The organism is Micromonospora sp. NPDC051227 (assembly GCF_044455385.1).
In the GTDB taxonomy this organism is placed as follows: Bacteria; Actinomycetota; Actinomycetes; order Mycobacteriales; family Micromonosporaceae; genus Micromonospora.
Genome location: NZ_JBITET010000005.1, coordinates 219632 through 232357, shown reverse-complemented (window position 1 = coordinate 232357; position 12726 = coordinate 219632). Strand labels below are relative to the sequence as shown.

Sequence of the window (12726 nt, the reverse complement as noted above, 5' to 3'; positions counted from 1 at the left end):
CGGGCTTCCTCATTGAGTTGGCCAATTTCCGCAACGCCGGCCCGGTCACCCTCGGCGAGCTGGTCGGCGGCCGCAAGGTCGTCGACGGGCGCACCCGCCGCGACCCGGCACTGTGGGCCCAGGCGGGCTGGGGGCACCGGGGCAAGGGTCGCCCGGAGCCGGCACCACGACACTTCTTGGAGAGCGACAACCGATGACCGACCTGTCCAGCAATCCGACCGCTGCCTGGCAGAGGTGGCGACACCGCGTCGGCGGCTGCCTACTCATGATCGCGTGCGCCGAAGGTTTGCAGCGCGGGATGACCGCCTCCGTCTCGGTGGAGGACACCGACCGGTTCATGCCGTCACCCACTCGGGAGCTTGAGTACGGTCCGGTCACCGGGCACACGCTCAGCCTCGCGGTGCATCTCATCCGCCGTTCGACCTACCCGGTGACGCGCCCCCTCCTGACCGGCCGGCGCCCATCGCACCGGATCGATGCGCTGCACCTGGACGACCTTGACGTCACCGGCTTCACGACGCCGGGCGCCGCGGCGGCGTGGATCAGTCCACTGGGCCTCTTGCCGCGTCTTCCGCTGTCCGAGGTGGCCGAGGCCGCCCGCCGCACCGCTGCCCGATGCGGCGCCGACCATACCGCTCAGGACATCGCCGCCGCGCAGGCCGTTGCCGTGGCCGTGGCGGCTCTGCAGGAACCCGGCCGGCCGCCGCACGTCGACCACCTCATCGCGACGATCGCCGCGCACACCGACACCGTGCCGCTGCGCAGAGCGCTACAGACGGTACGGGCGCTGGTCGGTCGGCCCCTCAATTCAGAGGATAACGTTGCCGAGATGGCCGGCGAGCCAGCTGTCATGGCCTTCGCGGTAGCTCTGCGCCTGTACCTGACCTGCTACCGAGAGCCTCACCCGGCGCTGCGTCGAGCGATGCTCGCACCCGCGTCGGACGCGACCGTCATGACGGCAGCGCTGCTCGGGGCGCACGGCGGAGACGACCTGGTGCCGGCCGAATGGGGCGCGCGCCTGCGTTCCTCGCTGCGCGTGTGGAGCGTTGCCGGCGAGCTCGCCGAACTGGTGACCCACGCCGCACCGCAACGATGACCCCAGCCGCCGAGGTGCACGACATGCCGGTGTCGGGCCCAGTGCCGCCCGGCCGCGTGCAACGGCTAGACGTGTTCGATGCGCTCGACCCGCTGCACGTCCTCCCACCGCAGTGCGGACACTTCGCGCCAGTGGGTGGTGCAGGCGGTGCCGGTGCGGCGCTCGAAGGTCATGATCCGTCGATCGTGACGGCACCGGTCGGCGGCGACCGTCAGCAGGGTGCCGTCGGTCAGCCACACGAAGAACTGCGTCATGACACCTCCCTGGCCTGCGGACCGTTGTCCGCCCGACACGCCAAATCTACTCTGACGTTAGCGTTACCGAAAGAGCGACCCTCCCTCGCTGCACCCTTACGTTAGGGTAGAGTTTCGAGTGATGGCATTCATCGACCAACCCTTGGCGCGGCTACGCGATCGCAGCCGTGGCTGCCTGGTCGCGGCCCTTCACCGCCCCGGGCAAACACCCGCCGCGCGCCTGCCCACCACGTGGCCCACCGGGCCGCTCGACCAGCCCGCCGCACGGGTCGTGGCGCACGCACGACACCTCGTAGCCCACGCCGACGCCTGCCCAGAACCGCCGGGCTACATCGAGGACCTGATGGCCGCGATGACCGTCACATGGGGCCGCACCGACGGCCAGGCGACACGGCATCCGGTCGATGACGGCGTCCACCTGCTGTGCGCCGTCCCAGCCGGGCTGCTACCGGTACCGCTGAACGACCTCGGCCGGCGCGCCCGTCTGGTCAGCGCGGTGCTGCGAGGGGACCCACCCGCGCAGCAGGCCAGCGTGGCCGTGGCCTACGCGGTGGCGCTGGCGTACCGCGCCCAGAACACTCAGAACATCGACCGTCTCGACTTCTGCTACCGCCTCGCGCAGCTGGGCGGCGACGGCGTCCTCGCCGACCGCCTGGCGCGGGTTGCCGCCCTTGGCCAGCACAGCGCCGCGGAGGCCACCGTCCACCTCTCGCCCGACACCAGCGACCGTTGCCGCATCAGCGTCGCCACGGCCGCATTCCTGCGCCACCCGGCACGGCCCGCCGCAGCGGCGGCCTTCGCCGCCGCCGTCGCCGACCCGGCCAGCGCGCGCATCGCCGCAGCCTTGGCCGGCGCCTACAGCGGAACCACCGCGCTCCCCCACGGTTGGCTGCGCGACACCACCCGCACCTCGATAGTCAGCGACGCCGCCGACGAGTTGGCCGCGCTCGCGTCCCGGCGGCAGTCGCTGCGCACGGGGTGACCCAGCCCTGGGCTGACCGCCCGTGTTGAACCTGCGTCATCCCCGGGGATGACTGTCGTGGCGGTACCGCTGGCAGCGCTTGCGGCCCTGTCCAGGGTCGTCGTGGGGGTGCACTACCCACACGACGTACTGGGCGGGACGGCGCTCGGCGTCGCGCGCGATCACTGCAGCCGTAGCAGCAGGAGCGGCCTCACCCATGTCCCGCCTGGCCGTGCATGTACGCCAACGACTGCGCTGAAACCAGCTATCGTTCGTCCGATTCCTCCCTGGTGGCCGCCCGAACGGCTGTCGTGTCGCAAATCGGACTCGAGACCCCGGCGCGATCCGGGCACCACGCCTGCGACACACCCAACGGGCGCTCAGGCCCGGCATTTCCGGTGACACCTCCGGTGATGATCATCACGAAGAGCCGAACTCTACCCTCACCGGAAGGTAGGTTCGGTGCAGGTCGTCGAGCTGCGGCTGCTGGCCCCTCGAGGTCTTCTCCCGGGCGACGATGCCCGGAAACGGTCCGGAAACGTCCGACCGGTCTGATATGAACGTCAAGCGCCGTCCCCTGGCGGGCACGGCAGCGCGTGTGCGCTCGGCGCGTACACCCCGAACGGAAACGGCTACATGTCTTCTGTGCTGTCCGCGGTCACCCGGCCGCGTCTGTCCCGTCCGTCCTGGCTGTCGCCGAAGGTGTTCCGCACCGAGGTGCTCGCCGGCCTGGTGGTCGCCCTGGCGCTGATCCCCGAGGCGATCAGCTTCTCGATCCTGGCCGGGGTCGACCCCCGCGTCGGGCTGTTCGCGTCCTTCACCATGGCCGTGGTCATCTCGATCTGCGGCGGCCGGCCGGCGATGATCAGTGCCGCGACCGGAGCGATCGCGCTGATCGTCGCACCGCTGGCGAAGGAGCACGGCCTCGGCTACCTGATCGCGGCGGTGATCGTCGGCGGCATCATCCAGGTGGTTCTCGCGGTGCTCGGGGTGGCGAAGCTGATGCGGTTCATCCCGCGCAGCGTCATGGTGGGCTTCGTCAACGCCCTGGCTATCCTGATCTTCGCTGCCCAGGTTCCCTACCTGCTCGGCGTGCCGTGGCTGGTCTACCCGCTCGTCGGGGTCGCGTTGGCGATCATGGTCGGGCTGCCCCGGCTCACCAAGGCCGTACCCGCGCCGCTGGTCGCCATCATCGTGCTGACCGTGATCACCGTCGCCGCCCACGTGCTGGTGCCGACCGTCGGTGACCAGGGCGCCCTCCCGGACAGCCTGCCCGTGTTCGGTCTGCCCGACGTGCCCTACACCCTCGACACCCTGACCCTGATCGCCCCCTACGCCCTCGGCGTGGCGTTGGTCGGGCTGATGGAGTCGCTGATGACCGCCAAACTGGTCGACGACATCACCGACACCCGCTCCAACAAGACCCGCGAGTCCTGGGGGCAGGGCGTGGCCAACATCGTCACCGGCTTCTTCGGCGGCATGGGCGGCTGCGCCATGATCGGCCAGACGATGATCAACGTGAAGGCATCCGGGGCTCGGACCCGCCTGTCGACGTTCCTGTCCGGCGTGTTCCTGCTCATCCTCGTCGTCGCGCTCGGCGACATCGTCGCGGTGATCCCGATGGCCGCCCTGGTCGCCGTGATGATCATCGTCGCCGTCGGCACGTTCGACTGGCACTCCGTCGCCCCGGCCACGCTCAAGCGGATGCCGCTCGGCGAGACCCTGGTCATGGTCACCACCGTCGGCGCAGTGCTCGCCACCCACAACCTGGCCATCGGCGTGATCGCCGGCGTGCTCACCGCCATGGTCATCTTCGCCCGGCGGGTCGCCCACCTGGTGGAGGTCACCAGCGTGCTGGACCCCGACGGCGGCACCCGGATCTACTCCGTACACGGTGAGCTGTTCTTCGCCTCCAGCAACGACCTGGTCTTCCAGTTCGACTACGCCAACGACCCGCAGAACGTGGTCATCGACATGACGCACGCTCACGTGTGGGACGCCTCGTCGGTCGCGGCGCTGGACGCGATCACCACCAAGTACGCCGCACGCGGCAAGACCGTCGAGATCGTCGAGCTGAACAAGCGCAGCGCCGCCATCCACGGGACCCTCGCCGGCAACCTGAGCGGCGGCCACTGATGCCGGGAACGACGCAGGGCACCGGGGCGCAGCACAGCTGCGGCCCGGCCGCCGGCCGGCTGATGCAGATCGGCGAAGCCGCCGACCGGGTCGGACTGAGCATTCGCACCATCCGCCACTACGAGGACGCCAAACTGATCGTCCCGTCGGCACGCAGCGAGGGCGGCTTCCGCCTCTACACCGAGCCGGACCTCGACCGACTCGCCGTGGTCAAGCGGATGAAGCCGCTCGGATTCACCCTCGACGAGATGCGCGACCTGCTCGGCGTCCTGGACGCCCTGCCCACCGCCGGCGAGGACGACCGGCCGGCACTGCTCGACCGCCTCGGCATGTTCCACACCCTCGCGACCGCCCGGGTCGACGCACTGCACGAGCAACTGGCCGCCGCCGAGGGCTTCGCCAACACCCTGCGCCACCAACTCGACCAACACACGCCCGCCCACTGAGCGAACCAGGTCCACGCCGCCGCGGGACCGGTGCACCTTGACGGGGCAAACCTCAACCGGACACCACGACGGTGTCGCCACGGGATCGAGACCGTGAACGTCGACTCGCCGCCACTGCGCCCGCCCCGGGGGCCTCGACCCCCCACCTGCCCCCGGGGCCGCCGCAGCAGTGACATCTCAGTGGAGAATTTCCTCGCCGGGCGCGGGGGCCAGTAGGGAGTCAACCGGGCCACGGCTGCCGGCCGGGTACTCCTGCAACGGCACCGCACCCGCCCGCCAGGCGTCGAGCACCGGCTCGACAATGCGCCAGCACTCCTCAGCGGTGTCGCCCCGCACCGACAAGGTCGGGTCGCCGTCGAAGGCGCCACGAAGCACCTCCCCGTACGGCGGCAGGCCGCCCGGGCCGAACTCGGCCACCAGATGCGCCTGATCGAGCTCCAAGGGATCGCCCGGCCCGTTGATGTTGACGTCGAGACCCAACCGGTCCGGGCCGAAGCCGATCCGCAGCCGATCGGGCTGCTCGTACCCGGTGAGACCAGTGGGCACTCGGGGCGGTTGCCGGAAGGTGACGACGGCCTCCTTGCGCCGGCCGGCCAGCGCCTTACCGGAGCGCAGTCGAAACGGCACACCCGCCCACCGCCAGGTGTCCACGGCCAGCACCACCTCCGCCAGGGTTTCGGTCCCCCCGGTCGGGTCGATGCCGGGCTCGTCGGCGTACGCGGGCAGTCGCCTCCCGTTCACCTCGCCCGCCGTGTATCGGGCCCGCCGGCTCCACCGCACCGGATCGCCGTCCCACACCCTCGTGGCGCGCAGCACCTGCGCCTTGCGGCCCCGCAGGTCGCGGGCGTCGAGGGTGGGCGGCGCGTCCATCGCCATCAACGCGAGGACCTGCAGCAGGTGGCTCTGCACCATGTCGACGAGCGCGCCCGCGCCGTCGTAGTAGCCGGCCCGGCCCTCCAGGCCCAGGGCCTCGTCGAAGACGATGTCCACGCAGGCCACGTGCGCGGCGTTGAGCACCGGTTCGAAGATCCGGTTGGCGAAGCGCAGACCGAGGATGTTCACCACCGTGGACTTGCCCAGAAAGTGGTCGATGCGGTGCACCTGGTCCTCCGGCACCAGCCCGGCCAGGACGTGGTTGAGCGACCTGGCCGACGCCCCGTCCGTACCGAATGGTTTCTCCAGCATCAGCCGGGTGCCGGGTGGCAGGCCGATGCGGGCCAGAGCTGCGGCGGACCGGGCCGTGATCACCGGCGGCAGGGCGAAGAAGATCACCAGCTGGCCGTGGCAGGCGGCCAGCAGCCGCCGTAGGTCCTCCTCCCGGGTCACGTCCGCAGGCAGGTAGCGGGTTGCGCGGACCATCTCGGTCTCCCGAGGCCCGTCCGCACCCACCGTCGCGAAGGATTCGGCCACGCGGCGACGCCACCGCTCGTCGTTCCAGTCGTCCCTGCCGCTGCCGATCAGCACAAGGTCCGGCTGGGCGCCGGTAGCGACCAACCGACCCAGCCCGGGCAGGAGCAGACGCTCCGCCAGGTCACCGCTGGCGCCGAGCAACAGCAGCGTCTGGGGTACGGGGTCGGAGGGTGCGGGACCGTCGGCCACGGAAATGGCGGCGCTCGAGGTCGATGTCGTCATGCACTCACCATGCCCTGCCGGTCGGGCTGCTACGCGCCCGTTGCCCGGACCTACCTGCTCCTCGTTCATCGGAGCCTGGCTCCACAGCTCGACCAGGAAACACCGACAGCACCGCCACCAGCCGATCGCGCGGGCGACAAGGGTGAATCGCTCCCGCAACGCGAGGACGCCACAGCCAGCCGCGACCGCGAGTAAGGCGAGTACGACAACCGTGCAGAGTTCGACCCGCGGCGGCGGCCGCGCGGGCAGGTCCGCAACGCGAGGGTCATACCGGCACGGGTATCAGCCAGATCAGTGCCGGCAGTATCACCGACGCCGTGACGGTCAGTGACCGTACGCACCGATGTCGGCTCACCCGCTGCCGCCGGGCGTGCGAGCGCCATGCGCTCGCCGCCGGGCAGGCGGTGAAGGCGGAGCTGCCCCGTCGACCGGCTCAGCTCTGGGCCTCGGATAGGTGTCGCGCAGGGACGTTCGCCCTGACGAGCATGCCGAGTACGGCGAGTGCGCAGCAAGTGGCGACGGCGGCGAGCAGCGCCGCGTATCCGCCAGCGGTGTGCAGGAGGAGGGCGGCTGCCAGGGGTGCGGTTGCTTTGGCGATGGTGACGGGGGCGGCGAGGCGTCCGGCGATCGTGGCGTAGGCGGTGGTGCCGTAGCGGTCGGCAAGAAGGGCCGGGGTGGCGAGGCTGGTGATCCCGAAGCCGAGTCCGAAGCCGACGACGGTGGTGACAGCGCCGGTGCGGGTGTCGGCGAGCAGGGGCATCGTGAGGACGGCGGCGGCCTGGGTGGCGAAGACGGCGGCCACGATCGTGGTGACGCGTAGGTGTCGGCGGGCGGCGGTGAGGACGAGTCGGCCGGTGACCGAGAGGACGCCGAGCAGGCCGGTGGCGGTGGCGGCGAAGGTGGCGGGGTGGCCACGGCTCATCAGGTAGCCGACGAGGTGGACGGTCATGGTGCTGGTGGCCGCGCCCTGCGCGATGAAGGTTGCGGCCAGGACCCAGAACCGGGCGTCGCGCATAGCGGCCTTGACGATCGCGCGCCGCTGGGCGTGGGCCGGCGGTGCCGGGTCGGTAGGGGCCGTGGCCGCTGTCGGCTGGGGTCGGCGGATGGTGAGTGCGTGCAGGGGCACGGTGACCAGGCCGTGGATGACGGCGAGGACGAGGAGCGCGCCGCGCCAGCCGAGGTGTGCGGCCAGGAGGCCGGTCAGCGGCATGAAGATGGTGCTGGCGAAGCCGGCCACGATGGTGACGGCCAGCAGTGCCGTGGTACGCCGGTCTGGGGTGAACCAGGCGATGATGACGGCGAAGGCTGGCTCGTAGAGCACCATCGCGCCGGTGATTCCGATGCCGATCATGACGGCGTAGAGCTGGCCGATGGTCTGTACCTGGGACCACGCCACCAGCAGGGCGGTGGCCACGATCGACCCAGCGGTCATCAGCGCTCGCCCGCCGTGGCGGTCGAGCCACCTGCCGACCGGGATGGCCATGAGGGCGCCCGCGAGGACGGAGGCGGTGAGCGCGCCGGTGACGGCGGTGGTGGAGGCGCCGAGGGTGGCGGCCATGGGACGGAGCAGGACGGGGTAGGCGTAGTAGAGGGTGCCGTAACCGACGGTGGAGGTGATCGCGAGGGCGGCGACGATTCGCCAACCGTGGGCGTGGTGCCCGCCGACCGTGGGGTCGGCGGGCACCGTCGTGGTGGTGGGCATCAGCTGCCGCAGCAGCCGCCGGCCTGAGCGCCAGCGGGAGCGGCGTCGAGGGTGACCAGGTTCAACGGTGCGGACAGCAGCCCGCCGGAGATGCCGGTGGCGAGTCCGCGCGCTGCCGGCGCGGCGGTGGGCGCCGGCCCGCAGCAGCTGTCGCCGGTGGCGGAGTCGGCGGGGTTGCTGTTGCACACGCCGGTTTCGGGCAGGTCGAGCTGGACGTCGCGGGCGGCGGCCCAGTCCCCGGCGAGGGCGGCGACGACGGAGCGGACCTGCTCGTAGCCGGTGGCCATGAGGAACGTCGGCGCGCGGCCGTAGGACTTCATGCCGACGGCGTAGTAGCCGGTCTCCGGGTGGGTGAGCTCGTTCACGCCGTGCGGGGGCACGGTGCCGCAGGAGTGCTCGTTCGGGTCGATCAGCGGCGCGAGGGCGCGGGTGGCACCCATCACCGGGTCGAGGTCCAGGCGCAGCTCGGCGGCGATCGAATGGTCCGGTCGGAAGCCGGTGGCGGCGACGATCCGGTCCACAGTGACGGACTCCTCGCTGCCGTCGGCGTGCCGCACCACCACACTCACCCGGCCGCCTGTCGGAGTGAGGGCGTGCACGGAGAAGCCGGTGAGTAGCCGGATCCGTCCGGCGTCGACGTGGGCACGCAGCCGTGAGCCCAGGGCACCGCGAGCCGGGAGGGCGTCGGCCTCTTCGCCGCCGTAGGTACGCGCCGGTGAGGCGGTCCGGATCGCCCAGGTCACCTCGGTGCCCGGCGTGGATTCGGCCAGTTCGGCCAGGGACAGCAGCGTGTTCGCGGCGGAGTGGCCGGCCCCGACGACGAGGGTGTGGCGGCCGGCGAAGCGGTCCCGGGCCGCGCCGAGCACGTCGGGCAGCGCGTGCTCCAGGAAGGCAGCGACAGTGGTCTCGCCGCGGGCGGGCAGGCCGGACGCGCCCAGGACGTTCGGCGTGCCCCAGGTGCCGGAGGCGTCGATCACCGCGCGGGCTAGGAGCTCCTCACCGTCGGCGAGGCGGACCAGGAATGGCGTGGACTCACGGCCAGCGGTGCGCAACCGGTCCAGGCCCAAGCGGCTGATCGCCTCGACCCGGGCGCCGTAGCGCAGGTGCGGCTTGAGCTGCGGCAGCTGGGCGAGGGGCTGGAGGTAGTCGCCGACGAGCTCCGCTCCGGTGGGCAGGGCCTCCAGGTCAGGGGCGACCCAGCCCGCCTCGTCGAGGAGGCGGCGGGCGGCCGGGTCGATGTTGTAGCGCCACGGGGAGAACACGCGCACGTGGCCCCACTGCCGCACGGCGGCACCCGGGGTGTCTCCCGCCTCCAGGACGGTAAAGGCGATGCCCCGCTCGTGCAGGTGCGCGGCGGCGGCCAAGCCGACCGGGCCGGCGCCGATGACCACGACGGGCAGCTCGTTCAAAGTGCTCATCGATCAAACTCCTCTGTGTTGATGACTGTCGAATCAAGTGGGTGGACGGGACCCAGCTGGTGCGGGGCCGGGGTTGGTCAGGTGACGACGGGACTGCGCCGCTCGAGCAGGACGACGTCGCGCCAGCGGCCGTGGTGGCGAGCGACCCGCTCGCGCACGCCGATGACCCGGAAGCCGGACCGCGCGTGCAGGGTGAGGCTCGCGGCGTTCTCGGGAAAAATTCCGGACTGGATGGTCCAGATGCCGGCGGCCTCGGTGGAGGCGACCAGCGTGTCCAGCAGCAGCCGTGCGACGCCGCGACCCTGCGCGGCGGGGTCGACGTAGACAGAGTGCTCGACCACACCGGCGTAGACGGCGCGGCCTGAGGTGGCCGTGACAGCGATCCAACCGACCACCGTGTCGGTCCCGTCGACCGCCACGAAACGGTGCTCGGGCAGCTTCGCCGCGTCGAACGCCGCCCAGGTGGGCGCGGTCGTCTCGAAGCTGGCGTTGCCGGCGTCAAGTCCGGCCTGGTAAATCGCCAGGACCCGCTCGGCGTCGTCGTCCCGCAGAGGGCGGACCGTGATGTCGGCCATCAGCAGGCTCCATTCGGACTCGGGGCGGGTCGGCCCATGACCACGTCCGCGGCAGAGGGAAAGCAGTCGACGCAGGCGTCGTTGATCCGGTAGTGGCGGGCGGTACCGACCGGCTCGACGAGGACGAACCGCACCTCGGTGAGGATCTTCAGGTGCTGCGAGACGGTGGACTGCGCCAGGCCGATCGCGGTGACGATCTCCCCGACGCTCATCGCCTGGGAGTGCCGGGCGAGGTACTCCACGATCTGCACTCGGGTCGGGTCGGCCAGAGCCCGGAACCACGACGCGTACGTCTGCGCTGTCGCCCGATCGAGGAGCTCGTTCACCCCAACACCCTTTCATCGCCTATCGCCGATTGACGATCAACCTTACCAACTGCCGCGAATGGCGGTCATCGACCGAAGGTCACGTGGGCAGCATGTGCCGCCTCGAAGCGGCGCCGGGCGCGCTGCTCGGCGGTGGTGACCTCGGCACAGGAGTCGCAGAATCGGACACCGCTCGTGAATGCCCTGGGTCGGCGCGTCAGCCTGAACATGATCTTTTCCTTTCGGAACGCTGTCTTGACGTCCGTCTAAGCAGAGAGTTGCACGTTGATTAGAAGGATGTCAACCTAGAGACATGTCGAAGCAAGCCGCGCCTCTCACCCTCGCCGACGTGACCGCCGAGGCGTTCTGCTGCCAGCCCCTGGCGCAGCACCGCGTGCCGGCGGGGACCGCCGCGGTGCTCGCGCCGGCTTTCAAGGCCCTGGGTGATCCGGTCCGGCTGCAGCTGATGTCGATGATCGCCTCTGCGGAGGGCGGGGAGGCGTGCGTCTGCGACCTCACGCCCGCCTTCAACCTCACCGGGCCGACCATCTCGCATCACCTCAAGACCCTGCGCGAGGCGGGCCTCGTCGACGCCGAGCGGCGCGGCACCTGGGTGTACTACCGGGCCCGGCCGGCCGTCCTGCGCCAACTTGCCGCGCTGCTCACCGTGGAACCGGCAACCGCTTCATAGGCTGCAGCCGGCGCCGCGATCGGCCGGACTGGTCGCCAGCGAGGGCGGCAACGACATGCGCCGCATCGCGCCCGACGCCGCGAAGGGTGTTCGACGAGAACGCCCGCTGGAACTCCACACCGAGGTAGACCAGTCCTTGGTGGGTCGTGGAGACACCCCTCACATGGCGAGGCATGCCGTCAACCAGGGCCCCGAGCGGGGCGAGGTAGTCGAGGTGCGGGCGGTAGCCGGTCGCGAAGATCACCGCGTCGACCGGCTCGTCAGTACCGTCAGCCCAGATGACGCCGTCGGCGGTGAAGGCGGTGAACATCTCCCGGCGGGCGAGCAGGCCGGCGGAGATCGCGTCGCGGTAGACGCCGGTGTCGAGCACGGCGGCATGGCGGATCAGGCGAGTGAGCACCGCCCGGGGCAGAAGGTCCGCGCCGGTGACATGGAGCCAGTGATGCAGGTCGCGGCCGCGGATGCGCTGCGGCAGGAACTGTATCGGCGCCCGGGTGGCCAGGGTGACCCTCGCGTGCGGCGCGAGCTCGTAGGCGACCTGGACGGCGGAGTTTCCGGCGCCCACGACGAGGACCCGCTTGCCGGCATACGGCTCGGGCCGCCGGTAGTGCGCGACGTGCCGCACCTCGCCGGCGTAGGCGTCCCGGCCTCCGGGAACCACCGGCAGGTACGGGTTACTGAAGGAGCCGCTGGCGGCGACAACGCCCGCTGCGGTGATGTTGTCGCCGCTGTCGGTGTGGACGAGGTAGCCACCGCCTGGGCGCGGGTGCACCGCGGTTACCCGGGTGCCGGTCCGGATCTCGGCGTCGATGCTCGCGGAATAGCGGCGGAGATAGGCGACGACGTCGTCGCGGCTCGGATAGCGGTCAGGGTCCGCGCCGTCGAAGACCATGCCGGGCAGCGAGCTGTATCGGGCCGGCGAGAACAGGGTGAGGCTGTCGTAGTAGTCGGGCCAGGACCCCACCGGCTCAGCACCTGCCTCCAGGACGACAGGGCGCAGGCCAGCGGACAGGGCGGCGCGGGCGGCGGCGAGACCGGACTGGCCGCCACCGACGATGACGACGGGTTCTGCAGAGGTGGTCACTCCACAATCATATCGTCATTTCGTTGAATGACAATATGATGATGATGCGAGAAGGTGGGGCCATGGATCAGCCAGAGCCCGCAGCGCTCGCGTCCGGCGCCGGACCAGCCGGGCTGGCGCCGGACACGCAGGAGTTCCTCAAGGCGCTGGGGAGCCCAACGCGGCAGCGGATCATGATGCTGTTCTCCCAAGGTGCCGAGCTGTCCGTCGGGGAAGTCGCCGAGCGAACGGGCATCAGCCAAGCGACGGCGTCGCAGCAGTTGACGCTGCTGCGACGGGGACGGATCGTGACGTCACGGCGCGAGGGGAAGACCGTGTACTACCGCGCCGACCGCGACGGCGCCGTCGCGGCGCTGGCCGAGTTGCAGTCGTACCTCATGACCTGCTGCTGACCACAGCCCAGCGGGCGACCCACGACGTCCAGCC

General features: G+C 71.0%; 14 protein-coding genes and 1 pseudogene. 8 read left to right on the top strand and 7 right to left on the bottom strand.

The window, feature by feature from the left end; genetic code table 11:
• Window positions 1–8 precede the first annotated feature (8 nt).
• Together ACIA47_RS15950 and ACIA47_RS15945 are read left to right on the top strand one after the other, a co-directional pair.
• Window positions 9–197 (top strand): annotated as a pseudogene (locus tag ACIA47_RS15950) (hypothetical protein); the annotation flags it as partial.
• Complete coding sequence (locus ACIA47_RS15945) at window positions 194–1096, top strand: ADP-ribosylglycohydrolase family protein (RefSeq protein ID WP_396708531.1); 903 nt, start codon at window positions 194–196, stop codon at window positions 1094–1096. The pseudogene ACIA47_RS15950 and the gene ACIA47_RS15945, both read left to right, overlap by 4 nt.
• 65 nt (window positions 1097–1161) lie before the next feature.
• Here ACIA47_RS15945 and ACIA47_RS15940 read toward each other — a convergent pair whose 3' ends face one another.
• Complete coding sequence (locus ACIA47_RS15940) at window positions 1162–1350, bottom strand: hypothetical protein (protein WP_203118162.1); 189 nt, start codon at window positions 1348–1350, stop codon at window positions 1162–1164.
• A 121-nt stretch (window positions 1351–1471) separates the two neighbouring features.
• Between ACIA47_RS15940 and ACIA47_RS15935 the strand changes: the two genes are divergently transcribed.
• From ACIA47_RS15935 to ACIA47_RS15920, 4 genes are all read left to right on the top strand, one after another.
• Entirely contained in the window at window positions 1472–2332 is an 861-nt protein-coding gene (locus ACIA47_RS15935; protein ID WP_396708529.1) for a hypothetical protein, read from the top strand.
• 48 nt (window positions 2333–2380) lie between these two features.
• On the top strand, window positions 2381–2713 hold the full coding sequence (locus ACIA47_RS15930) for a phosphatase PAP2 family protein (protein WP_396708527.1): 333 nt from the start codon (window positions 2381–2383) through the stop codon (window positions 2711–2713).
• Between the two features lie 234 nt (window positions 2714–2947).
• Window positions 2948–4447, top strand: a complete 1500-nt coding sequence (locus tag ACIA47_RS15925; protein ID WP_396708525.1) for a SulP family inorganic anion transporter — start codon at window positions 2948–2950, stop codon at window positions 4445–4447.
• Window positions 4447–4893, top strand: coding sequence for a MerR family transcriptional regulator (locus ACIA47_RS15920; protein WP_396708523.1), 447 nt, complete (start codon window positions 4447–4449; stop codon window positions 4891–4893). Before ACIA47_RS15925 ends, ACIA47_RS15920 begins: the two co-directional genes overlap by 1 nt.
• Before the next feature lie 177 nt (window positions 4894–5070).
• Here the strand turns inward: ACIA47_RS15920 and ACIA47_RS15915 are convergent, their stop codons facing one another.
• From ACIA47_RS15915 to ACIA47_RS15895, 5 genes are all read right to left on the bottom strand, one after another.
• Window positions 5071–6525 carry a glucose-6-phosphate dehydrogenase gene (locus ACIA47_RS15915; protein WP_203118156.1) on the bottom strand — a complete coding sequence of 485 codons (1455 nt, stop codon included), beginning with the start codon at window positions 6523–6525 and terminating at the stop codon, window positions 5071–5073.
• Between the two features lie 433 nt (window positions 6526–6958).
• Window positions 6959–8227, bottom strand: coding sequence for an MFS transporter (locus ACIA47_RS15910; RefSeq protein ID WP_396708521.1), 1269 nt, complete (start codon window positions 8225–8227; stop codon window positions 6959–6961).
• Window positions 8227–9645, bottom strand: coding sequence for an FAD-dependent oxidoreductase (locus ACIA47_RS15905; RefSeq protein ID WP_396708519.1), 1419 nt, complete (start codon window positions 9643–9645; stop codon window positions 8227–8229). Before ACIA47_RS15905 ends, ACIA47_RS15910 begins: the two co-directional genes overlap by 1 nt.
• A gap of 77 nt (window positions 9646–9722) precedes the next feature.
• Complete coding sequence (locus tag ACIA47_RS15900) at window positions 9723–10220, bottom strand: GNAT family N-acetyltransferase (RefSeq protein WP_203118153.1); 498 nt, start codon at window positions 10218–10220, stop codon at window positions 9723–9725.
• Complete coding sequence (locus ACIA47_RS15895) at window positions 10220–10546, bottom strand: metalloregulator ArsR/SmtB family transcription factor (RefSeq protein ID WP_203118151.1); 327 nt, start codon at window positions 10544–10546, stop codon at window positions 10220–10222. Before ACIA47_RS15895 ends, ACIA47_RS15900 begins: the two co-directional genes overlap by 1 nt.
• Before the next feature lie 292 nt (window positions 10547–10838).
• Here ACIA47_RS15895 and ACIA47_RS15890 point away from each other — a divergent pair, with 292 nt between their 5' ends.
• Window positions 10839–11216 (top strand): metalloregulator ArsR/SmtB family transcription factor, encoded by a 378-nt coding sequence (locus tag ACIA47_RS15890; protein ID WP_203118149.1) that lies wholly within the window; start codon window positions 10839–10841, stop codon window positions 11214–11216.
• Here ACIA47_RS15890 and ACIA47_RS15885 read toward each other — a convergent pair.
• Entirely contained in the window at window positions 11188–12300 is a 1113-nt protein-coding gene (locus tag ACIA47_RS15885; protein ID WP_396708516.1) for a flavin-containing monooxygenase, read from the bottom strand. The two genes, ACIA47_RS15890 and ACIA47_RS15885, sit on opposite strands and share 29 nt — an antisense overlap.
• 62 nt (window positions 12301–12362) lie before the next feature.
• Here ACIA47_RS15885 and ACIA47_RS15880 point away from each other — a divergent pair, with 62 nt between their 5' ends.
• Window positions 12363–12692 (top strand): metalloregulator ArsR/SmtB family transcription factor, encoded by a 330-nt coding sequence (locus ACIA47_RS15880; protein ID WP_203118145.1) that lies wholly within the window; start codon window positions 12363–12365, stop codon window positions 12690–12692.
• Window positions 12693–12726: the final 34 nt, after the last annotated feature.